The organism is Pedobacter namyangjuensis (assembly GCF_003313325.1).
Taxonomy (GTDB): Bacteria; Bacteroidota; Bacteroidia; order Sphingobacteriales; family Sphingobacteriaceae; genus Pedobacter; species Pedobacter namyangjuensis.
Window position 1 is genome coordinate 13,781 of sequence record NZ_QMHQ01000003.1, and the last position, 22,772, is coordinate 36,552.

Annotated in this window: 25 protein-coding genes and 1 other RNA gene; 20 read left to right on the forward strand and 6 right to left on the reverse strand. The window is 36.4% G+C overall.

The annotated features are described in order from the left end of the window. Positions 1–136 precede the first annotated feature (136 nt). Positions 137–571, reverse strand: coding sequence for an Hsp20/alpha crystallin family protein (locus DUT69_RS11940; protein WP_113653492.1), 435 nt, complete (start codon positions 569–571; stop codon positions 137–139). Between the two features lie 77 nt (positions 572–648). Between DUT69_RS11940 and DUT69_RS11945 the strand changes: the two genes are divergently transcribed. After that, entirely contained in the window at positions 649–1,143 is a 495-nt protein-coding gene (locus DUT69_RS11945; protein WP_113653493.1) for an acyl-CoA thioesterase, read from the forward strand. A 30-nt stretch (positions 1,144–1,173) separates the two neighbouring features. On the opposite strand, the gene DUT69_RS11950 is transcribed toward DUT69_RS11945, so the two are convergent. Beyond that, positions 1,174–2,586, reverse strand: coding sequence for an FAD-binding oxidoreductase (locus DUT69_RS11950; protein WP_113653494.1), 1,413 nt, complete (start codon positions 2,584–2,586; stop codon positions 1,174–1,176). Further along, a complete protein-coding gene (locus tag DUT69_RS11955; protein ID WP_113654169.1) occupies positions 2,586–2,948 on the reverse strand; it encodes a dihydroneopterin aldolase in 363 nt (120 codons plus the stop codon). The genes DUT69_RS11950 and DUT69_RS11955 overlap by 1 nt, the downstream gene beginning before the upstream one ends. 126 nt (positions 2,949–3,074) lie before the next feature. Between DUT69_RS11955 and DUT69_RS11960 the strand changes: the two genes are divergently transcribed. The 6 genes from DUT69_RS11960 to DUT69_RS11985 all read left to right on the forward strand — a co-directional run bounded on the left by DUT69_RS11960 (position 3,075) and on the right by DUT69_RS11985 (position 6,579). Further along, on the forward strand, positions 3,075–4,265 hold the full coding sequence (locus DUT69_RS11960; protein WP_113653495.1) for an acyl-CoA dehydrogenase family protein: 1,191 nt from the start codon (positions 3,075–3,077) through the stop codon (positions 4,263–4,265). Between the two features lie 104 nt (positions 4,266–4,369). Continuing rightward, the gene (locus tag DUT69_RS19575) at positions 4,370–4,468 is read left to right on the forward strand and encodes a GxxExxY protein (protein WP_113654170.1); all 99 of its coding nucleotides are present in this window, start codon (positions 4,370–4,372) and stop codon (positions 4,466–4,468) included. Positions 4,469–4,767: 299 nt separating this feature from the next. Further along, complete coding sequence (locus DUT69_RS11970; protein ID WP_113653496.1) at positions 4,768–5,148, forward strand: SRPBCC domain-containing protein; 381 nt, start codon at positions 4,768–4,770, stop codon at positions 5,146–5,148. 12 nt (positions 5,149–5,160) lie between these two features. Then, positions 5,161–5,511 carry a DUF1801 domain-containing protein gene (locus tag DUT69_RS11975; RefSeq protein ID WP_113653497.1) on the forward strand — a complete coding sequence of 117 codons (351 nt, stop codon included), beginning with the start codon at positions 5,161–5,163 and terminating at the stop codon, positions 5,509–5,511. Between the two features lie 16 nt (positions 5,512–5,527). Beyond that, positions 5,528–6,316, forward strand: a complete 789-nt coding sequence (locus tag DUT69_RS11980; RefSeq protein WP_113653498.1) for a hypothetical protein — start codon at positions 5,528–5,530, stop codon at positions 6,314–6,316. Between the two features lie 50 nt (positions 6,317–6,366). Further along, positions 6,367–6,579 (forward strand): YidH family protein, encoded by a 213-nt coding sequence (locus DUT69_RS11985; RefSeq protein WP_113653499.1) that lies wholly within the window; start codon positions 6,367–6,369, stop codon positions 6,577–6,579. 84 nt (positions 6,580–6,663) lie between these two features. Here the strand turns inward: DUT69_RS11985 and lysA are convergent, their stop codons facing one another. Both lysA and DUT69_RS11995 read right to left on the reverse strand, forming a co-directional pair. Continuing rightward, on the reverse strand, positions 6,664–7,824 hold the full coding sequence (lysA, locus tag DUT69_RS11990) for a diaminopimelate decarboxylase (protein WP_113653500.1): 1,161 nt from the start codon (positions 7,822–7,824) through the stop codon (positions 6,664–6,666). 173 nt (positions 7,825–7,997) lie between these two features. After that, positions 7,998–9,311 (reverse strand): aspartate kinase, encoded by a 1,314-nt coding sequence (locus DUT69_RS11995; protein ID WP_113653501.1) that lies wholly within the window; start codon positions 9,309–9,311, stop codon positions 7,998–8,000. Between the two features lie 174 nt (positions 9,312–9,485). Here DUT69_RS11995 and DUT69_RS12000 point away from each other — a divergent pair, with 174 nt between their 5' ends. Beyond that, the gene (locus DUT69_RS12000) at positions 9,486–11,219 is read left to right on the forward strand and encodes a phospho-sugar mutase (RefSeq protein ID WP_113653502.1); all 1,734 of its coding nucleotides are present in this window, start codon (positions 9,486–9,488) and stop codon (positions 11,217–11,219) included. 146 nt (positions 11,220–11,365) lie between these two features. Here the strand turns inward: DUT69_RS12000 and DUT69_RS12005 are convergent, their stop codons facing one another. Next, positions 11,366–13,357: a beta-mannosidase gene (locus DUT69_RS12005; protein WP_113653503.1), complete on the reverse strand. Its 1,992-nt coding sequence runs from the start codon at positions 13,355–13,357 to the stop codon at positions 11,366–11,368. An 85-nt stretch (positions 13,358–13,442) separates the two neighbouring features. On the opposite strand from DUT69_RS12005, the gene DUT69_RS12010 reads away from it, so the two are divergent. The 12 genes from DUT69_RS12010 to DUT69_RS12065 all read left to right on the forward strand — a co-directional run bounded on the left by DUT69_RS12010 (position 13,443) and on the right by DUT69_RS12065 (position 22,644). Continuing rightward, the gene (locus tag DUT69_RS12010; RefSeq protein WP_113653504.1) at positions 13,443–14,132 is read left to right on the forward strand and encodes a DUF4377 domain-containing protein; all 690 of its coding nucleotides are present in this window, start codon (positions 13,443–13,445) and stop codon (positions 14,130–14,132) included. 59 nt (positions 14,133–14,191) lie between these two features. Beyond that, positions 14,192–14,569 carry a hypothetical protein gene (locus tag DUT69_RS12015; protein WP_113653505.1) on the forward strand — a complete coding sequence of 126 codons (378 nt, stop codon included), beginning with the start codon at positions 14,192–14,194 and terminating at the stop codon, positions 14,567–14,569. A 242-nt stretch (positions 14,570–14,811) separates the two neighbouring features. Further along, entirely contained in the window at positions 14,812–15,654 is an 843-nt protein-coding gene (locus tag DUT69_RS12020) for an MbnP family protein (RefSeq protein WP_113653506.1), read from the forward strand. A gap of 8 nt (positions 15,655–15,662) precedes the next feature. Beyond that, positions 15,663–16,706 carry a cytochrome-c peroxidase gene (locus tag DUT69_RS12025; protein ID WP_113653507.1) on the forward strand — a complete coding sequence of 348 codons (1,044 nt, stop codon included), beginning with the start codon at positions 15,663–15,665 and terminating at the stop codon, positions 16,704–16,706. Between the two features lie 5 nt (positions 16,707–16,711). Next, on the forward strand, positions 16,712–17,635 hold the full coding sequence (locus DUT69_RS12030) for a transporter family protein (protein WP_113653508.1): 924 nt from the start codon (positions 16,712–16,714) through the stop codon (positions 17,633–17,635). Between the two features lie 20 nt (positions 17,636–17,655). After that, positions 17,656–18,099: a hypothetical protein gene (locus DUT69_RS12035; RefSeq protein WP_240186716.1), complete on the forward strand. Its 444-nt coding sequence runs from the start codon at positions 17,656–17,658 to the stop codon at positions 18,097–18,099. Continuing rightward, positions 18,096–18,722 carry an SCO family protein gene (locus tag DUT69_RS12040; RefSeq protein ID WP_113653509.1) on the forward strand — a complete coding sequence of 209 codons (627 nt, stop codon included), beginning with the start codon at positions 18,096–18,098 and terminating at the stop codon, positions 18,720–18,722. Before DUT69_RS12035 ends, DUT69_RS12040 begins: the two co-directional genes overlap by 4 nt. A gap of 12 nt (positions 18,723–18,734) precedes the next feature. Continuing rightward, the gene (locus tag DUT69_RS12045; protein WP_113653510.1) at positions 18,735–19,007 is read left to right on the forward strand and encodes a YHS domain-containing protein; all 273 of its coding nucleotides are present in this window, start codon (positions 18,735–18,737) and stop codon (positions 19,005–19,007) included. A gap of 88 nt (positions 19,008–19,095) precedes the next feature. Further along, positions 19,096–19,737: an SCO family protein gene (locus tag DUT69_RS12050; protein WP_113653511.1), complete on the forward strand. Its 642-nt coding sequence runs from the start codon at positions 19,096–19,098 to the stop codon at positions 19,735–19,737. A 3-nt stretch (positions 19,738–19,740) separates the two neighbouring features. Beyond that, positions 19,741–20,163: a c-type cytochrome gene (locus DUT69_RS12055; protein WP_113653512.1), complete on the forward strand. Its 423-nt coding sequence runs from the start codon at positions 19,741–19,743 to the stop codon at positions 20,161–20,163. A gap of 28 nt (positions 20,164–20,191) precedes the next feature. Continuing rightward, an RNA gene (gene rnpB / locus DUT69_RS12060) (RNase P RNA component class A) lies at positions 20,192–20,565 on the forward strand. Between the two features lie 684 nt (positions 20,566–21,249). Next, the gene (locus DUT69_RS12065) at positions 21,250–22,644 is read left to right on the forward strand and encodes a sigma-54-dependent transcriptional regulator (protein ID WP_113653513.1); all 1,395 of its coding nucleotides are present in this window, start codon (positions 21,250–21,252) and stop codon (positions 22,642–22,644) included. Positions 22,645–22,772: the final 128 nt, after the last annotated feature.

The window sequence follows — 22,772 nt, forward strand, 5'->3', positions numbered from 1 at the left end:
AAATTTTGAAAGTATAGTTTGGTTAGAAATATATTATAGAATCTGTCTAAAAAAGACAAAGGCACCATCAAATGAGGTGCCCTTGCCAAACCTTAAACTAAACCCAAAATTATTTCTGGGCAACCAAACAATTGTATTATGAAACTACAATTTCTTTATGTGTTAATTTCGCTTCTTCCTTTTTACCAATAGTAACAAGCAAAATACCGTTTGTATATTCTGCAGTAATTTTATCAGCGTCAATTCCTTCTGGCAATACGAAAGATCTTGCAAAAGAAGTATACTCAAATTCTTTACGACTGTAATCTTTTGCAACTTCATTAACTTCAGCTTTTTTCTCAGCCCAAATTGATAAATTATCTTTTTTAAGGTCGATTTTGAAATCTTCTTTATTTAAGCCAGGAGCAGCTAATTCAATTTTATACGCAGTTTCATTTTCAAAAATGTTTACACCAGGCACTTTATTTACGCCTTGATTTTTATTTAAAGCGTCGCTAAACAAAGAATCGAAAACATTGTTAAAGTAAGGTGCTGTGTTTCTGGTTTTGTTGTTAAATTTTACTAAAGTCATTTTATGTTCCTCCGTGATTTTTTATTTTTTAATGTTATACCGATGCACAATCAAACCCCATTCCAAGAGAAATAATTATGATATTTAAGTCATTTTGGCATAAAAATAAAAAATCGACCGACAAAAAGTCAGAAAAAATAGGCAATACCGACAGTTTTAAATATAAGACGTCAATAGAAATGCGCTTTGCAGATCTTGATATGGTGGGCCATGTAAATAATGCTGTTTACTTTACCTATATGGAAATGGGCAGAACGAAATACTGGAAACATGCCATTAATTGGGATTGGACAAAAACCGGCGTTGTTATTGGCAATGCGTCGATAGATTATCTCGTACCGTTATTTTTGGGAGATAAAGTTGGTATGTATGTTAGAACTTCTAGAATAGGTAGCACAAGTTTCGATCTAGAGTATCTTATTGTAAAAGATGATAATGGGAAAGAGGTAATTTGCAGCAGGGGGAAAACCGTTTGCGTAGCATTCGACTATCAAACTAAAAAACCCATTACCATACCTGATAAAGAAAGAGCCAAAATGATAGCTTTTGAACAATTACAACCAAGCCCCTAAAAGGGGCTTATTTTGATATAGAAAGCTCTTTTAGAGGTTCGGCGTTGGCATAATCTTTCCAGGATTCAAAATTCCTTTCGGATCGAATACAGTTTTTATGCTTCTCATTAAATTTAAATGCACCTCCGAATATTTAATTGGCATGTAGTCTTTTTGCACCAAACCGATACCATGTTCGCCAGAAATTGTTCCGCCTAAAGCCGTAGTAAGTTCGAAAATTTCTACAATTCCGTCTTTTAATTTTGATTTCCAATCTTCGTCGCTCATTCCAGCCTTGATGATGTTAATGTGTAGATTGCCATCACCAGCGTGGCCGTAACAAACACTCTCGAAACCATATCTAGCCCCTATTTCTTTAATTCCGTTTACTAACTTTGGCAACGCGGCTCGTGGTACTACTGTATCTTCTTCTTTGTAAACAGAGTTAGATTTTACAGATTCAGCCATCGTTCTACGCATGCGCCATAAATCTTCCTTCTGTTGTGCAGTGTCGGCAAACAAAACCTCGGTGCAACCGTAATCTTCCAGAACCATATTAACTTTTTCACAGTCCTTAAAAATTACGTCCAGGTCATCACCGTCAAATTCAATCATTAAAAATGCATTCACATCATCTTTTAAATCGAATTTGATATCATCAAACTTAATTACCCATTCTACACCTTTACGTTCCATAAATTCTAGGGCAGATGGCGTAATACCAGCTCTAAAAATTGCAGAAACCGCAGCACAAGCACGCTCATTTGTAGCGAAAGAACCTAACATTAATACACTTTGACTAGATTTAGGAATCAACTTAGTTACAATTTTGGTAACAACGGCCAGCGTACCTTCAGAGCCAATCATCAACTGTGTTAAGTTATAGCCAGATGCATATTTTAAGGTGTTTGCGCCTGTCCATATAACATCGCCATTGGCCAAAACCACTTCTAAATTTAAAATATACTCCCTAATGGTACCGTATTTAACCACTCTTGGTCCACCAGAACCATGGGCAACGTTACCACCAATAAAACAAGAACCTTTACTACTCGGATCTACCGGGTACAGCAAACCTTGCTCGGCAACGGCATTAATAAATTCTTCGGTTATAACTCCAGGCTCAACTGTTGCTTGCAAATTTTCCGTATCAATATCTATTATCGCCTTAAATTTTTCCATCGACAAAAGTACGCCTCCAAAAATCGGCAAAGCAGCACCGCTTAAACCAGTACCACCACCACGTGCCGTAACTGGAACTTTGTATTGGTTACAAACTTTAAGCAAAGCTGATACACTAACAGTATCTAAAGGCTTAACTACAACTTCTGGATAAAACTTTAAATCTTCAGTTTCATCATGCGCATAATTAGCTAAAGATTCATCGTCTATAAAAACATTTGATGCACCTACAGCGAGTTCAATTTCCGCTAAAATTGCTTGGTTTATTTTATTGTATTCCATTATTTGGTTGATGTATAACTTAATTGAACGAATGAATAACCAATATCGCCCGGCATTGCTGGATGTATTTTTTTTATACCTACTACGGCCGTTTGCAGAAAATCATAGGTATTTGTTAAATCGTCTATAATATTCTTTACTACAGTTTCTAATAGCTTTTGCGTATGGTTCATCTGTTTTATAACAATAGAATTGATAACCTCATAATTAACCGTCTTCGCTAGATTTTCAGTATCAATGTTTGGCACAAAAGTAACTTCCACATCAACAGAAAAATGGTTTCCGGTGAGTTGTTCTTCTGGATAAAAGCCATGAAAAGCGTAAAATTTCACTTCTTTTAGTGCTACTGTTTGTACAAGCATTAGGTTTAAATTATTTAAAGCCACAATTTGCAGCAAAATTAATTTTTTGTTCGGTTTTTATTGCTGGTTGCGCTAAATTATTACCTTTGAATTAATCACCCGGCTAAACCAAATATAGTGTAAACCATGAACAAATCAGCTAAAAAAGACCTTTACGAAGCACCAGATTATTATCAATTAGATGAACTTTTATCAGAAGAACATCGCCTAATTCGTTCTACAGTAAGAGATTGGGTAAAAAAAGAAGTTAGTCCGATTATTGAAGATTTTGCACAGCGAGCTGAGTTTCCAAAACATTTAATTAAAGGTTTAGGCGAGATTGGTGCATTTGGCCCAACTATACCAGTTGAATATGGCGGTGCAGGTTTGGATTATACAGCGTACGGTATCATTATGCAAGAAATTGAACGTGGCGATTCGGGCATTCGTTCTACGGCATCTGTACAAGGTTCTTTGGTAATGTACCCAATATACGCTTACGGAACCGAAGAGCAACGAAAAAAATATTTGCCAAAATTAGCCACAGGCGAATTAATGGGTTGCTTTGGGTTAACAGAACCAGATCATGGATCTAACCCTGGTGGCATGGTTACCAACATAAAAGATCAAGGCGATCATTTTTTGTTAAATGGCGCAAAAATGTGGATTTCTAATGCACCTTTTGCCGATATAGCCGTAGTTTGGGCTAAGGACGAAGAAGGAAAAATAAGAGGATTAGTTGTAGAACGTGGAATGGAAGGCTTTAGCACACCAGAAACGCATGGTAAATGGAGTTTACGTGCTTCTGCTACTGGCGAATTGGTTTTCGACAATGTTAAAGTTCCCAAGGAAAACGTTTTTCCAGATATCAGAGGACTGAAAGGGCCTTTGGGCTGTTTAAATCAAGCTAGATATGGGATTGCATGGGGTGCTTTAGGCGCAGCAATGGATTGCTACGATACGGCACTACGCTACAGCAAAGAGCGTGAACAATTTGGCAAGCCTATTGGCGGTTTCCAATTACAGCAGAAAAAACTAGCCGAAATGATTACTGAAATTACAAAAGGCCAGTTATTGGTTTGGCGTTTAGGTGTACTTAAAAGTGAGAACAGAGCAACGGCAGAGCAAATTTCTATGGCAAAGCGTAATAGTGTAGAAATTGCCTTAGATATAGCCAGAAACGCCCGTCAGATGTTAGGCGGAATGGGAATAACTGGAGAATATCCAATTATGCGCCACATGGCAAATCTGGAGTCGGTAGTAACTTATGAAGGAACACATGACATCCATTTATTAATTACAGGTATGGATGTAACAGGAATTAACGCATTTAAGTAAGGAGCTTAATTAGGATAATTTAATAATCACCAAGATTAGGGTTAGATGAAACACATCTTAAACTTGTTAAGCTATTAGTTGATTCGTTAGTTGAATTAGAACAGATTACATATAAAGTAAATGCTTGTGCATTGAAAGTTGACAGTACGTTTGGTAACGGTTTTCAAGAAATAATATACCAGAGATGCTTATCATTTAACTGAGCAAGGCTGGATTAACATTTGTTAAAGCATTACGCTAATATCGAGGTTGACAAAAGAAATAACTGATTTTATAATAGAAAACCAGTTACTAATTGAGCTAATGCCGGTGTTAATCTTGAGAGTATATATTTAGTACAAGCCAAAATTTATGCTGTTGCCAACCAATTTCCTATTGGATTATTAATTAATTTTGGAGCTACGAGTTTAAAAAATATACAACACAAATAATAAATACCAAAAATAAATTTAGGCTCTTACTAAGATACAATCTTATTGATCCTTAAATCCTAAAAATCCCGATGAAATCTTTTAAAAAATACCTACCCCTACCCGCCCCACCTGAAGAGGTGTATTTAGCATTAACGAAACCTTTAAGCATACAATTATGGACTGGCGCCGAAGTAGAATTTACTGAGGAAGCCGGCACCGAATTCTCTTACTGGGATGGAGATATTGTTGGCAAGAACATAGAATTTATACCTAATAAAAAAATTGTACAACAATGGTATTTTGGAGAAGAGGGCGAGCCGTCTATCGTAACGATAAAACTCCATGAAGATAAAAGCGGAACATCCCTAGAATTCCATCAAACCAATATCCCTGAAGAGGATTTTGAAGATTTTAAAGCTGGTGTTGAAGAATACTTTTTAGGTGGTTTAGCAGACTTTTTTGAAGAATAATAACCATTTGCAATGCTTAGCGAGTTAGAGAAATTTTATCTAGAAAAAGAAACGTCGTTGCAGATTTGTTTACTCGCTTTGCGTGATATTATTTTAAAACACAATAAGGAAATTACAGCAGAATGGAAGTATAAGCTTCCATTTTTTTATTACAAGAAGAAGATGCTCTGTTATTTATGGATACATAAAAAATATAAAAAGCCCTATATTGGTTTTGTACTCGGTAACCTTCTACAAGACAAAGATTTACTTACAGAGAAACGAACTAAAATGAAAATTTTACTAGTCGATACAGATCGAGATTTGCCGTTAGAAAAAATTAACAATATCTTAACGCAATCTATTTATATTTACAATAAATAAATTAATCTCCCTCTCCATGTTAAATTTTCGCCCTTTACTAACTTTAGCAGTATTAGTTATTTCCCTTAGCTCATGTAGCACGCCTTCTTATTATTCGCCAGCCTTGAGCGGTAACGACATAGCCTACTTACCAAAACCTATGGAGTCTGACTCTGTAACTGTAAAAAATTATATTAGTGGCAGTATTGCCGGCCTAACCTTGCCTTATTCTAGTGGAGATGTAACTATGGGCTTTCTTAACTTTAGCAGAGGACATACGTTTAAAAACGTAAACATCGCCTATGGTGCATTTGGATTTGCCGGTGCAACAAACTACGATGACGATTTTTACGAACGCGAAAATCCAAGCCCTGATTTTTCTGGAAAAAGCGTTTATGGCGGTGGCTTAAGAACTTCCATCGGCTATTACGACAATGCCGGAAACGCTGAGTTTAGAATAATAAACTGGGAAAGTGCCATAGCTTTTGAAAATGGTGCTTATGCTGATTTTAGAAAGAGATTATTAGCTATTGGAGATCCAGAAATTGTAACATCAGGAAAAACGACATTATTTACCACCGGAATTTCTTCAGAAATTATATGGCATGGCCGAAGAAATTTAAACAACCATTATGCGTTTAAGCTCTTTTACGGTGGCACGCCTGGCTTAAACAAAAGTTTTAGAGAAGGTTTTGAACGATATAGAACATCGGGTGGAACTTTCAATTTCAGCTTTTTCATTAAGTTAAATAAACTTTACGGCATTATAGATAGTAGCGCAGCTAAAGGTGGTACTAGCCGATTAAGTTTAGGTTATTCTTTCTAGCTCGAAAACTATAAGTTGAGTTCGAATGTTCTAAAACAAAACATAAGAACATGGGAAGAACAATAGGAATTATTTTAATGGTACTCGGTGTTGTACTATTAATATGGACTGGATTTACCTATACCAAAAAAGAGAAAATTGTTGATGCCGGTCCGATACAAGTTTCTGCAGACAGAGAAAAATCAGTTAATTGGCCACCATACGCCGGTGGAATAGTTCTTATTGCTGGAGTAATTGTGTTTGTTGGATCGAAGAAGAATTGATTTAAATTTGTCACTCTCAAGAAAGGAATCTGTAAATTAAACTCAATTAACAGATTCTTCTCTACGTTCTGAATGACAAATTCATTAAACGATATCCTCGCTTGAAACTGTTGCAATAGTTTCTCTTAGGTTGTAATGAGAAGCCATCACTTCGCCATAAGCGCCAGTACTTCTAATGGCAATTAAGTCGTTTCTGAAGGTTTGCTGTAGTTCAACTTCTTTACCAAAACAATCTGTACTTTCGCAAATTGGCCCCACCACATCGTATTTAACAATACCTTCGCCAGTTGGCAAACTAATATTTTCAATTTTATGATATGCCTGGTATAAAGCCGGGCGCATTAGCTCCGTCATTCCTGCATCCAAAATTATAAAATTCTTTTTCTTGCCATTTTTAACGTAAAGCACGCGACTGATTAACGATGCACTTTGCCCTACCAAAGCTCTTCCTAGTTCGAAATGAACTTCTTGATAAGGCTTTATTTCCAGAAAATCGGCGAAGATTTTAAAGTAAGCTTCAAAATTCGGAATCTGCTGATTTGGATTGTGATAATCGATACCTAAACCTCCTCCTACATTTAAAACCTTCACCTTAAAGCCATGATCTTCGAACCATTTTGCAAATTCGTTTACACGAATGCAAAGGTTTTTGTAAACATCTAAATTGGTAATCTGCGAGCCTATATGAAAGTGAATACCAATAAATTCCAGATTTGGCGAAAGATTTAAGACATCGGCGCAAGCTTGCATATCCCAAGAGTTTACACCAAATTTATTCTCATCTAAACCAGTCGTAATGTTAGCATGTGTGTGTGCATCAACATTTGGATTAATTCTGATGGCAATCTTTGCCACTTTCTGTTTTTTTTCAGCTAGCTCGTTAATTACAGAAAGTTCCTGTACCGACTCTACATTAAAACAGAAAATATCGTTATCCAACGCATTATTAATTTCCTTATCAGATTTACCTACACCAGCAAAAACTACTTTATCTTTTCCAAAACCCAATTCAATAGCCTTTGCCACTTCGCCACCGCTCACACAATCTGCACCGAAGCCAACCTTTTGTATTTGTTGTAATACTACTGGATTAAAGTTTGCCTTCATGGCATAATGCACATGAAAGTTATGGCTATCTGCAGCAGTTTTACAGGTATTTAACGTATTTTTCAATAACGCTAAATCATAATAGTAAAATGGTGTTTCTAAATTCGAAAAATGTGCTCTATCTTTATCGGAAAACATAATCTTTGAAATTTCTATTTATAATCTTTTTGATTTTTTTAGCAGGCATGTATCTGCTTAACTATATTGACTACGCCAAAGGTAACATCAGCAGAATTGAATTTGAACGCAGGATAAGGTATACGCTTATCCTTTTGCTCATTTTTATCTTTATCTACTTCTACTTTAGGTAATTATTCGAATATACGATCGTGTAAGCTTCTTAATACTTCTACTTTATTCTCGGTTCCAACAAGTAAAGAGATATTATATGCACTACCACCGTAAGAAATCATCCTTACCGGAATGTGCTTGATAGAATCTAAAACCTTAGCCGCATAACCGTGTTTTTCGGCACCAAAATCGCCTACTACACAGATAATAGATTGATCCTTATCGATATCAACACTTCCAAATGAGTTTAACTCTTCTAAAATTTGATCTAAGTTATCTGTAAAATCAATAGTTAGCGAAACAGCAACCTCCGACGTGGTAATCATATCAATTGGCGTTTTATAACGCTCAAAAATCTCAAAGATCCTTCTTAAAAAACCATAGGCCAACAACATTCGGCTAGATTGAATTTTAATGGCCGTAATACCATCTTTAGCGGCGATAGACTTAATTTTACCTTTCTCACTTTCGGTACTAATAACCGTACCTAGTGCCTTAGGTTCCATCGTATTTAAAAGACGAACCGGTATTTTATATTTTTGGGCAGGGAAAACAGATTGAGGATGCAAAATTTTAGCACCGAAATAAGCTAACTCTGCAGCTTCATCGAAAGACAAGTGCGCAATTGGTTTAGTTCCTTTTACAATTCTTGGGTCGTTATTGTGCATTCCGTCAATGTCGGTCCAAATTTGAACTTCTTCTGCTAAAATTGCTGCACCTAACAAAGATGCCGTATAATCACTTCCGCCTCTGCGTAAATTATCTACTTCGCCAAAACTATTTCTGCAAATAAAACCTTGCGTAATAAACAAATTATTTCCTTTATTACCTTCCAATAAAGGCGTTAAATGTTTAGTAGTAAACGGAATATCGGGCTCATTATCTTCATCTATCTTCATAAAATCTAGCGCTGGCAATAACACCGAAGGCACTCCAATAGACTTTAAGTAGATATGATATAGTGTAGTTGATAACAATTCGCCCTGCGCTAAAACAACTTTATCTTCAATATTGGTAAATAAATCGTTCGCTAAAGACGCCAAAAAACCGAAATGGTAATCTACCACTTCCTGTCCTTGTTCCCTAAAGTTGCCTTCTGGTAAAAGCTCTATAACAAACTCATTATATTTTTGGTGTAACGCCTTTATAAGAGCTGTAGCTTCCTGTTTCTCTTCCTTAAGTAACTTACCAGAAATTTCTACTAAACTGTTTGTAGTACCAGACACGGCCGATAATACTACGATTTGCTCTTCTTGCGGATTGATAATATCCAGCAATTTTTTCATGCGCTCTGGGCTACCTACAGAGGTACCACCAAATTTTAATATTTTCATTTTTAATTATAGAATAGGTATTTTTCTTATTATTGTAACGGGGCGTGAAAATAACTAAAAACAGGCTAATTTCCGCCTAAATGACAAAATAAAATTCTGAATTGCTTTACAAAAAATCTTTGGAACAATTTTAATTTTGCTTTGTATTATATAATATTTGAATCAAATTAAATCATGCAATTAGAAGACTCAACCCAAAAAACTGTAGACCAATGGCTTAACGGTAATTACGACCAAGCTACGAAAGCCGAAATTCAATCATTAATTGATAAACAAGCGAGCACCGAGCTTACCGATGCTTTTTACAGAAGTTTAGAATTTGGTACTGGCGGTTTAAGAGGCATTATGGGCGCTGGCTCTAATCGTATAAACAAGTACACTATTGGTACTGCAACCCAAGGTTTAGCGAACTACCTAAATAAAAAATATCCTGGAGAAGAAATTAGTGTTGCAATTGCTCACGACAGCAGAAACAATTCTGATGTTTTTGCTAATGTTACTGCTGATGTTTTCTCGGCAAATGGCATTAAAGTATATTTTTTCTCGGCACTTAGACCAACTCCAGAACTTTCTTTCGCTATACGCGAGCTAGGATGTAAAAGCGGTGTAATGTTAACTGCATCGCACAACCCTAAAGAGTACAATGGTTACAAAGCATATGGCAATGATGGCGGCCAATTTACCTCGCCAGATGATAAAATGGTGATGGATGAAGTTGCTGCTATTAGTAGTATTGATGAGGTTAAATTTAACAGAGTTGACGATCTTGTTGAATTAATTGGCGAAGAAATTGACAATAGCTACTTAACTAAAATTACCGCACTTTCTGTTTCGCCAGAGGCGATTGCAAGAGAGCACGATCTAAAAATTGTTTTCTCTCCTATCCACGGAACGGGAATTACCCTTGTTCCTAAAGCGCTGGAGCAATTCGGTTTTACCAACGTAACTATTGTTGAGGAGCAAAGTAAGCCTGATGGAAATTTCCCAACAGTTGTTTATCCAAACCCTGAAGAAAAAGAAGCATTAACTTTAGCACTAAAAAAGGCTGCAGAAATCGATGCCGATTTAGTTTTGGCTACAGATCCTGATGCAGATAGAGTTGGTATAGCCGTAAAAAACAACGATGGCGAATTTGTACTGCTAAACGGTAATCAAACTGGCAGTTTACTAATTAACTATCTTTTAACTGCTTGGGAAGAAAGAGGAAAACTTACAGGAAACGAATATGTAGTATCTACCATTGTTACCACAAGTTTGATTAAAGCAATTTGCGATGCTAAAGGGGTAGAATATTTTAATACACTTACCGGCTTTAAATGGATTGGAAAGGTAATGACCGAGCTGCAAGGCAAAAAGACTTTTATTGCCGGCGGCGAAGAAAGTTACGGTTACCTAATCGGTGATTTAGTAAGAGATAAGGATGCGGTAATTTCTTGTGCATTTATTGCCGAAATGACTGCTTTTTACAAAGATAAAGGCAGTAGTTTATACCAAGCTATGATTGAAATGTACGTTGATTATGGAATGTACAAAGAAGATTTAGTTTCTATTACCAAAAAAGGAAAAACCGGAGCCGAAGAAATTAAGGCTATGATGGAACAATTTAGAAACAATCCACCCGCTAAATTAGGTGGCTCGCCTGTAGTTACATTAAAAGATTACGAGTTAAATAAAGAAACTGACATTTCTGCCGGAACCAGTAAAGAATTAGGTTTCCCGAAATCTGATGTATTACAATTTATTACCGAAGACGGAAGTATTATCTCTGCCAGACCAAGTGGTACTGAGCCTAAAATTAAGTTCTATTGCAGTGTAAATACTCCTTTGGCATCGGCCGATGAATTTAAGGCTACAGAAGAGAAATTAAATAATAAGATTAAAACCATAATGGAAGATTTGCAGGGATAACTCGTTGCGATTTCATTATTAGAGAAAACGGTTGGTGTTAAGCACTAACCGTTTTTTTGTTTGTTATGTTGAGTGATCGTCTAATTGACGTAGATATTATTTCTGTCGCATTAAGATACCCAAAGAATTGGGTATGACGATTAACGCTAATGAACCACATCCCAAAGCGTTTTAATTTTAACTTCAACAACTTTAGTCTTCAAATCGTCTTTAGAAAATGTTATCGTTTTCTCTATGCCTGGTTCTAAATCGAAGTAATTATCGCTTAGCTTACCTGTATATCCTTTTAAGTCTACAAAAACATATTTAGCAAATGCTGATGACTTTAAAGTTATTTTATTCCCGCTTACCTTATAGCTAATTTTAGGGTCTGACAATTTTAAATCTTTCGGCTTAATGGAATCTCTCTGTATTGTCAACACGTCCTGATAAGCATTTTTTACAGCATACCAAGCAGCTTTGGGAGCCCTATCGTAATAATCTGTAATACTCCAACTCGCCACTGGCCAGCAATCGTTTAGTTGCCAAAGCAAAGTTCCCATATTGTATGGCGATTTACTTCGATGTATCAAAATCATATTTTTAAAGCCATAATACTGCACACATTGCGTTAAGTAAGTATAATCTTCAACAGATAGTTTGCTTAACCTTGCAGAGTCAATTAGGTAACTTTTCAAATAAACATCTAGCTTCTGGAAGCCGTTATTTGCCTTTTGATGATTTTTTAAGATGTCGGAATATAAAAACCTATCCTCTTGATTTGTATATTTTAGAACACTTTCATAATTAGGCATGGCCTGCATTCCGTATTCGCTTACAAAACGACCAGTTTTATTTTCGAAGGTTTCAAAATCTTCATTACCCCACCAAACGCCCCAATAATGGCTATCGCCTTCTATAAAGCTATTTTTAACGCCCCAGCCATACTTAGGCGACGTACTGATATATGGTCTGCTGGGGTCAACTTCTTTTACCCATTTCGGGATACTGTCTCTAAACAATCGTTTATAATCTGTCCAAAGCTTTACCGAATCTTTTTGATTAATATTAAACTGCTTTTGCCATCCCCACCTGTTCCAAGCCTCGTCAATCTCGTTATTACCACACCAAAGCACTATGCTTTTATGGTGGCGCAAACGCTTTACCTGATATTTAACTTCCTGTTTTACATTCTCAAAAAAAGCATCATCTCCGGGTACCATTTGTCCAGCGAACATAAAATCCTGCCAAACGTAAATGCCCAAAGAATCGCACAAATTATAAAAATCATCATTTTCATAAATTCCTCCGCCCCAAACACGCAACATATTCATATTAGCCTCTTTTGCCATCATTAGCAATTTACGGTAGTCGGCCTTAGTAGTTCTGGTTACAAAAGCATCAGCAGGAATATAGTTTGCGCCTTTCATATAAACCGGCTTTCCATTAATTTTAAAATAGAATGATGCACCGTGTTCATCTTTTTCCTGTACCAATTCTGTTTTAACTGGTGCTTGAAACGGTTTTTCTCTCGGCTTCGCCTGATAAGCTTCTAGCCTCACTTCTTTCCAAATTCCTGCACCCGTAAGTTTTGGTCCCCAATCCCATCCGAAATGAAATTGTGCTTTGCGCACATAAGCCCTTGCATTATCCGGAATGATAAAAGGGGCATCAGCTTTTGCCAATGTATCAACTTTGTTCTGTGCCGATTGAAACTTTATCAATAATTTGTTCCCTTTCTTTTTCAGCAAAGCTTTTACGTTAGCACTCCATTGCCTAAACATGTTATCGGCCTTCAAAAGGGGCTTATCATTCAAATAAACTTCCGCATAAGTGTCCAATCCATCAAATACTAGGTCAATGTGTTTTTTAGCAAGCAAAGCTGATGAAACATCGAAAGTAGTTTTGTAATTCCAGTTTTCCTTTTCAATCCATTGTAGCTTCTTCTCATTATCTCGATAAAATGGATCATCTATCAGTTTGTTGCGCAACAAATCCAGGTGTACTTCTCCCGGCACTTTTGCTGGGTACCATTTATCATCGCTCTGCTTGTTAAATTGCCAATTCTGCGTTATCTTATCATAAATAACTTGAGCACTTACAGAGAAACTCGACAACAATAAAATAACAAATAGCCAGAAATTACACTTTTTGAACATGGTAAATGGAAATAAAAATTTAAGATACAATTTTAGTAACTTATGGAAAATCTATTTTAAATCATCCTTATAAAAACACATTGAAATGAAATCTATTTTAAACAAATTGATGCTTGCTTTTTTATTAAGCATAAGCACATCTTTTATCGCCAAAAGCAATGTTTTTACACTTACCGTTAAAGAAGATTTAGCAGATTGCACAGGCGTTGGACCAAGAAAATGTTATCAGGTTAAGTATAGTAATAGTAAAAATTGGGAGTTTTTCTACAGCGAAATTATAGGCTTTAAATACGAGTCGGGCAACCAATACATTTTAAAGGTTAGCAGAACAAAAAGAAAAAATGTACCCGCCGATGCTAGTGCATATATTTACAAATTGGTTAAGGTAGTTAAAAAAACAAGAATGGCTAAAGTAGAAAACAAGGCTTTAAACTTTATAGCCAAACACAAATGGAATTTAATACAGCTTAACGGGAAAACACTAGAAAACGCTAATGCATTTTTAAAATTCGACTTTAAGGAAAAACGCTTTAGCGGAAATTCTGGTTGCAACAATTTAATGGGCAGTTTTAGTGCAACAGAAAATACGATCTCCTTTACCAAAGTTGGTGCAACGCGAATGTTTTGCAATGAGGATAAAAATAAACTTGAGCAAGAGGTTATTAAATTACTGAGCGATAACACATTTACATTTGATATTGCCGACCAGACGTTAAACTTCTATCAGAAAGATAATTTAGTGATGATGTTTGGCAAGAGTACGATGGAGAAATAATGTCAATTAAATTATAAAACGCCTTTTATACCAAGCTGTCATTGCCTACATTTGCAGCAATGACAGCGTTTAGAAAAATTATCGCGATTTTTTTATTACTTGGAATTGTAACCAATTGTTTCAATCAATGGCTGTTATTTTCATCTTATTCTTTAAACAAAAATTACATCTCTTCGGTACTTTGTACCAATGCAGATAAACCAGAAATGCATTGCGAAGGAAAATGCTTTTTGGACATTAAACTTAAAGAGTTAGATCAAAAAAACAAACAAGACCAAGAGAATTTAAAAAGAATGGTCGAGTCTTTAGCGCCGACTCACGTTAACTTGTTAGCGCCGGTAATCGAGCTTCCTTTTAAATTAGAAACCCCTGCTTACATACAGCAAAAACCAATCGGTGTAGCTGTAAAAATCTTCCAACCACCCAAGTTAGCCTAATCAAAACTTACTGTTTTTTCGTATGCCATATGGTAATGGCTTTGCCATGCTTTAGATTTTTTTGTCCGAGCTTAGTTTAAGCTAGAGATATTCTATCTACGAGGCAGTTTTCCTTTAAAAACAGTTCATTCAAAATTACCTTATACAAATTTGCCGGCTCAGCGGCGAAATAATATTGCTATGGACAATGGTTTAAACCGTTGTATCCTAAGCATATGAATATAAATTCTTAAACTTTTAAAATGAATACATATAAAAAATTCATCCACATCATAACGTCTATTATTTTAGCTTTAGCAATTAGCGCATGTTCAAAAAAATCCGATCCGGCACCAAGCTTTGACGAAAGCAAACTAGCACATTTCTCTATAGAGTTTGATAATATTGTAGGCGAGCGAACTTTGGTGTTGGATAACGTAAACAACCTTTACACCAATGCCAAAGGCGAGAAATTCTCCATTTCTACATTGCAGTATTTCATCAGTAATGTTAAGTTAAGCACCTCAACTGGAGAAACATATACCGTAAACCAAGACAGTAGCTATTTTTTGATTAAAGGTGCAGACAGAAGTACTCGTTTTACTAAAATGCGTGTGCCCGAAGGCGATTATAGTAAACTTACCTTTACGATAGGTGTAGATAGTTTACGCAGTACGATGGATATTTCTAAGCGTACAGGTGTTTTAGACCCTGCTTCTGGCCATGCTGGAATGTACTGGGGATGGAATTCTGGCTATATTTTCTTTAAGCTTGAAGGTAACTCTCCGTCAATTAGCGACGATGTAAATGGTGACCCAACCGGAAACAAAAAATTCAGGTATCATATTGGCGGATTCGGAGGATACAGCTCTCCTACCATAAACAATGTTAAAACGGTTACTATTGATTTAACTACTGCAGGCGTTGCCAAAGTTAGAAGCGACAGGCAAAGTAATGTACATCTGTTTGTTGATATTATGAAGGTTTTTAACGGCTCGAAAGCCTTCAGCATTGCAGAACATCCATCGGTAATGTTTAGCCAATTTAGTACCAATGTGGCACAAAACCTAACCGAAATGTTTAGGCACGATCATACCGAAAACTAAATTTTGTTATGAACAGGAAACATCTTTCGGTGCTATTTTTTATGGCAGTTTTTGTTATTGCTTGCAAAAAAGGAAGCCCAATTATTAACGAAATAGAAAAATTTGTAGGCTTTCAAAAGCCTGCAAATTTTCCAGAACCAGTGTACAATTTTGCCAATAACCCGATCACTAAGGATGGAGTAGTTTTAGGCAGAACTTTGTTTTACGACGGAAGGTTATCTAGAGACAACACAATCTCTTGCGGATCTTGCCATATCCAATCTTCTGCATTTACGCAACACGGACACGATGTGAGTCACGGTATAGATGATAGGTTAGGTATTCGCAACTCTCCTCCTATTATGAATTTAGCTTGGAACAAAGCATTTATGTGGGGTGGTGGTATTTACGATTTAGACCTGCAACCTTTTGCGCCTATTACCGCACACGAAGAAATGGATGAAAGTGTAGAAAACGTAATGGTAAAACTAAGGCAAACGCCCAAATATGCCGATCTATTTAAAAAAGCATTTGGTTCGCCGGATATTACTACCGCACGTTTTATGAAAGCATTATCGCAGTTTATGCTAATGTGCGTAAGCAGTAATAGCAAATACGATAAGGTAATGCGTAAAGAAAATGGCGCTTCGTTTACTACTGATGAAATGGAGGGTTATGCGGTATTTAAAAATAAGTGTGGCACTTGCCATACCGAATCACTCTTTACCGACGGTTCTTTTAGAAATAATGGATTAGGCATAAGTACACTTAACGATAAGGGTTTATTCGATGCTACACTTATTGAAACCGACAAATACAAATTCAAGGTTCCATCGCTTAGAAACTTAAAATATACTGCACCTTATATGCACGACGGTAGATTTTTAAGTTTAAATGGTGTGTTGGAGCATTACAATAGCGAGGTTATAACTACCCAAAACCTTGATCCTTTATTAAATGGCAACAGAAAGGGAATTGCCTTGAGTGCGACAGAGAAAGTAAAAATAACCGCGTTTTTAAACACGCTAAATGATGAAGAATTTATTAAAAATCCGCTTTTAGCAGAACAATAAATACAATGAAAATAAAATTTATAACCATAATTATTTTGGTAGCTACAACGCTAGGCGTTAAAGCCTGCGACATCTGTGGATGTGGCGTTGGAAGTTATTACATCGGCATTTTGCCAGAATACAACAAAAGATTTATTGGCATTCGTTACCAGCATAAAACTTTACAAACCCATTTAGGTCCGCTGGGCGAACGAACGCCTTTAAGCACAGATGAAACCTACCAAAGTGCAGAGGTTTGGGGCGGATGGAACCTTGGAAATAAATTCAGAATTTTGGCTTTTGTACCTTATAACTTCAATAAAAAGGTTAGCCAATCTTTAAATGGCGATAAAAATGGCTTAGGCGATATTGCTGTAATGGGCTACTATAACCTGTTTAACAAATCTGGTTCTGTTGGCAATAACCTTCTTGTTCAATCGCTGTGGTTTGGTGCGGGAGTAAAAGCGCCTACCGGAAAGTACGAGCCATCAGAGCGATTAGCTGTACAGGAATCGCCAAACAACTTTCAATTGGGTACGGCAAGTACTGATTTTACTTTCAATATAGCTTACGATATCAGACTGCAAGATTTAGGGTTGAATGCTAATGTAAACTACAAAGTAAATACAGAGAACAAATACGAATACAGATACGGCAACAAGTTAACCACCAATGTTTTGGCCTATTATAAATTTAGAATAGCCAAAACATTTACCATTGCTCCAAATGCTGGCGTATTGTACGAAACATCAGCCAAAGATGTTGAAAATAACAAGTACGAAGTGAATGTTTCTGGCGGTTATTCTTTGGCGGCGGTTATGGGTGCAGAAATAGCATTTGATAAATTCTCCTTTGGTACGAACTACCAAAATGTAAGCGCCCAAAATTTAGCCAATAGAAGGGCATTTGCTGGCAACAGAGTAATGGTACACCTATCAGTTCCTTTTTAAAAACACCTAAATTAATTAAAATGTCAATCAGAAAAACAATCGCCATATTCATTATTTCTATCGCATTAGCATCTTGCCAAAGCAAAGAAAATGTAGAAACCATCAAAGCAGAAACAATGAAAATCCACGATATAGTAATGGCCGACCATAGTAAAATTGTAAACAACCAAATGAAGTTGGATACTTTGCTAAATAATTTACCAACACTAAAGCTTAAAAATCCCGAGATAGATACACTAGCCGAAAAAACTAAGATCAAATTAATAATAGAAGATTTAGTAAAAGCAGAAGATAGCATGAGCGATTGGATGCACAACTTTAATGCTGACTACAAACCGACCGAGCATATCGACGAATTAAGTTATTATAAACACGAGTTAGTTAGAATTTCGGCAATTGATAAACAATACAAATCCGAAATAAAAAAATCGGATGCATACCTTAAAAAATTCAGCAAACCATGAGAAACCTATTTGCGATAATTATAGTCTTCACTTTGTGTAGTTGTAATACCGAACCTGAGCGCCTACCATTTATGCAAATGGAAGTTGTTGAAAACGTGGTTGATGGAAAAACTGTTCAAGACACCACTTTTAGAACCATACCAGATTTCAAATTGTACAATCAAGATAGTACAGTTGTTACGCTTAAAGATTTCGACAATGCAATTTACGTAGCCGATTTCTTTTTTACTACCTGCCCTACTATTTGCCCCATTATGCATAGAAACTTGTTAAAGGTTTATAAAAAATATGAGCATAATAACCAGGTAAAATTTGCTTCTCATACCATCGATGTAAAGTATGATAAACCTTCTGTTATGAAAGCATATGCAAAAAAGCTAGGTATTAGAACCAAAAACTGGGAATTTCTTTGGGGCACGAGGGATGAAATTTATGCTTTGGCAGAACGAAACTACATGGTTTACACCAAAGAAGAAGCGCAGGCTCCAGGAGGTTTTGCACATCAGGGCTACCTGATTCTGGTTGATAAACATAAACGCATTCGCGGAGCTTATGATGGAACAGTGGACGAAGACGTACACAAATTAATGGCCGACATGGACATCCTTCTAAAAGAAAAATAAATTAAATTCATCATGAAAAAGATATTAATCATCATTGCCCTAGTTACTACAGTTTTTCAACTGACAAAGGCCAGCTTACTAGCCCCTTCTGGCAATAAAACAACAATTTTAACCGACACGTTAAAAAGAGACGGCATAGATCCCGTTTGCAAGATGAAAGTGAAAGCTGGCAATACTAAAACGGTTGTTTTCGAAAAAATAACTTACGGTTTCTGCTCGCAAAGTTGCAAGAATACCTTTAATAAAACGCCAGGTAAATACGTTATCAAAAAGAAAAGCAATTAAAGTTTAAACCTAACAGTTAGTTCATATTATCGTATCTTTGGAAAGAAAAAATAGGCTCAGTTTCTAAACAATTCATTAAAATTATTTTATGAAAAAATCATACTTCTCGCTTCTCGTTTTATTTATTGCAACCTTAGCTTCTTGTAGTAACGACAAAAAATTACCCATTTTTGGCGAGCGTGAAGCAAAAATTATAAAAGGCGCAGATGGCATAGACAGAATTGATACCGTTTACCAAACCATTCCTAATTTTTCTTTCCTAAATCAGGATAGCACGGTGCTAACGCAAGATGCTTTTAAAGGCAAAATTTACGTAGCCGATTTCTTTTTTACCTCGTGCACAACCATTTGCCCTACCATGCATAGAAATTTAAAAACCGTGTACGATGATTATAAAACCAATCCAGATGTGATGTTTTTATCGCATACCATAGATTTTAAATACGATAAACCATCGGTATTGAAAAAGTATGCCGAAAAACTAGGCGTCGACGTAGCAAAATGGCAATTTGTTTATGGCAGCAAAGACCAAGTTTATCCGCTAGCAGAAAAAAGCTATCTGGTTGCGGTTGGCGAAGATAATCAGTCGCCAGATGGCTACATGCACCAAGGCTGGCTAATTTTAATAGACAAGCAAAAAAGAATGCGTGGCGCCTACGACGGCACTAAAGCCGAGCAAGTAGAACAATTAAAAAAAGACATCTTAATTCTGCTTGCAGAAGAAAAATAAACAATGCGTAAAAACATTATTCTAGCAATTTTTTTAACGGTAATTAGCGCCATAATTTACGCTTGCCAAAATGCAAGTGAAATAGAATTAAGCACTTACATTAGCAACGGCAAAGATATTTATCGTGCTAATTGCCAAAATTGCCACGGCGAAAATGGCGAGGGCTTGGGCGAGCTTGCTCCGCCACTAACGGACTCTGTATTTTTAGAGAAGAACAAAAGTAAATTAGCTTGTTACATTAAAAATGGAACAGACCAGCCAATGACTATAAACGGAAAAACCTACCAAGGAAAAATGCCGGCTTTTCCGAAACTACAAACCATAGATATTGCACAAGTTACGGTTTACATTACCAATGCTTTTGGCAACAAACAAGGCATGTACAAGTACGAGCAAGTTGCCAAAGATTTGCAGGAATGTAAATAAGCGTACTTCTTTTATTACCTTTGCAAAAAATACAAGCCATTCTATCGCCGTCCCGACTTATCGGGAAGGAGGAAAGTCCGGGCAACATAGAGCATCTCGCTTCCTAACGGGAAGGAATTTAGGAATGAAAACCTGAATGACGGAAAGTGTTACAGAAAATAAACCGCCCGGATTTATCTGGGTAAGGGTGAAAACGTGAGGTAAGAGCTCACGATCTCGCTAAGTGATTAGCGTTTTGGTAAACCCCGGGAGTTGAAAGACCAAATAGGCTAACGCATGTAGGGCTGCTCGTCCGATGTTAGTGGGTAGGTCGTTAAAGCTAAGTGGCAACATTTAGATTAGATTAATGATAGAAGTTCGAGCAATCGAAAACAGAACCCGGCTTATCGGCTTGTATTTTTTATTTTGTCTCATTTATCAATCTCTCTAAATTACCTATCTCCAATTTTCATGCTCAGCTTAATTGGGCATACTTATGCAGTTTTTATCAAAACAACATTTATTGTGTTTTACTATTCCCGTTTTCTAACGTGAAGAATTTCTGATTGTGCTTAAGCTGAAAGAGGATTTTTTTTTTTTGAGACGAAGCGCAATTACATCGCAACTATCTAAGCCACTCCTACTTTCCGCTATATCTTTTTGTTCAGCTAAAACTTACACAGCCTGCACTGCAACCTTGATAGTATAGCTAAGAAAGTTTTAGCCAAAAAGGATACCGCTCCAATTAGGGCTATTTTAAACGGGCTAATGCTATAACGTTTGTTGCAGCACAGCATTTAATTCCTAAACCTGATAGCAACGAAAATCCTTTTTTGTCTTGATTATCTGTTAATAAAGCTAAGGAACGACGGCACAAAAAAGATTGTAGTGAATAGCAGGACTTCGCTAGCCCTTGTTCACTAACGAGGATTTTCTATTCGAATTAAAACATGGTAATGTTAAAATGTAAGCATAGTTACTGTTGTTACTACTCAATTCTACCCACGGGCAAACTTTAACCATTTTTAACGGTTATAAATTGTATAAAAAACTATACATTAACTAAAAAATAATATCTTAGCGATATAATACAACTACATTTCTACTATGGCAAAATTGCTGATAATTGATGACGAAAGAGCGATAAGGAGTACTTTACGTGAAATTCTAGAATACGAAAATTACGAAGTTGACGATATCGATAACGGAATTGAGGGCTTAGAGCTAATAAAAAAGCAAAACTACGATTTAGTGCTATGCGATATTAAGATGAATAAAATGGATGGTATGGAAGTGCTCGAAAACGCACAAATCATAAAACCAGACCTTCCTTTTATTATGATTTCTGGCCATGGGACCGTAGAAACCGCAATTGAAGCCAGTAAAAAAGGGGCGTTCGATTTTGTGTCAAAACCACCTGATTTAAATAGGTTACTGATTACGGTTAGAAACGCGTTAGATCGTGGTAACCTTGTAACTGAAACCAAGGTTCTAAAAAGAAAGGTTAGCAAAACACGCCATATTTTAGGAGAATCTGACAGTATTGGTAGAATTAAGGAAACCATTGAAAGAGTAGCACCTACCGAAGCTAGGGTTTTAATTACCGGTGCAAATGGTAGCGGTAAAGAACTTGTTGCACGTTGGTTGCACGAAAAATCCAACCGTTCTGAGAGCCCTTTAATTGAGGTAAATTGCGCCGCAATTCCATCAGAACTAATCGAAAGTGAATTATTTGGACATGAGAAAGGCTCATTTACTTCGGCAGTTAAACAGCGTATTGGTAAATTTGAGTTGGCCAACGGCGGAACTTTGTTTTTAGATGAGATTGGCGATATGAGTTTATCTGCTCAGGCTAAAGTTTTGCGTGCTTTACAAGAGCATAAAATTACACGTGTTGGAGGAGAAAAGGAATTGGATGTTAACGTTAGGGTTTTAGCAGCTACTAACAAAGATTTACTGAAGGAGATTGAAGACGGGAATTTTAGAATGGATCTTTACCACCGCTTAAATGTAATTAACATTCACGTTCCGCATTTAACCGAGCGTACAGAAGATATTCCGGTTATTGCGCAACAGTTTTTAGATGAAATTTGCGGTGATTACGGGATGCCGGTTAAAAAAATTAGCGAGGGCGCAATGAATGCGCTTAAAGCTTTACCTTGGACGGGTAATGTGCGTGAGTTACATAACATGATTGAACGCCTGATTATTTTAAGTGATAAAACAATTACTGAGAATGACGTAATAGCCTTTGCTAACCCTACCGGCGGAACCAATATTGGTGCTGGCAATAGTGCAGTAGCTAGTAACGGAGGATCGGCGGTAAATTATGAGAAATTCTCGAACTTCCAGGATTATAAAGACCATGCAGAAAAGGAGTTTATCAAATTTAAACTCGAAAAGAATAATTGGAATGTATCTAAAACTGCTGATGATATAGAAATTCAACGAAGCCACTTGTACAGCAAAATTGAAAAGTTTGGCTTAAAAAGAGCTGAGTAAGTATTGAGTTTTACGTTGTAAGTTATACGTTGAATAACTTAAATAAAAAAAGCTTGGTAATATTTACCAAGCTTTTTTTATGCATTGTACTTTCACTAAGTAAGTTTAGATACTCTTCACTTAGAACG